Source organism: Monashia sp. HAY1-2A (assembly GCF_056755315.1).
The window spans coordinates 1-239 of record NZ_JBNDHY010000740.1 but is presented as its reverse complement, the minus strand read 5'-3'; the positions used below and the strand labels follow the sequence as shown (position 1 = coordinate 239).

At 70.7% G+C, this 239-nt stretch carries 1 protein-coding gene; it reads right to left on the bottom strand.

What is annotated here, in order from left to right:
* A partial coding sequence (locus tag ACPYOM_RS23740) for a sensor histidine kinase (protein WP_481347866.1) occupies positions 1 to 239 on the bottom strand: 239 nt, incomplete at both ends.

Sequence of the window (239 nt, the reverse complement as noted above, 5' to 3'; positions counted from 1 at the left end):
CGTCGAAGCCCTCGCCGTCGTCCTCGACACGGATCTCCACGCGCTTGCCGAGGTCGCGCGTCACCACCCGCACCCGCGACGCTCTCGCATGCTTCAGCGCGTTGGTCAGCGCCTCCTGCATCAGGCGCAGCACGTGCAGCGCGTCGGGCGGTTCCAGCCACTCCAGCGGCGGCAGGTCGTGCACGTCCCATTCCAGCTTGAGCCCGCCGAGCTGCAGCCGCTTGCCCATGCGGTAGCGC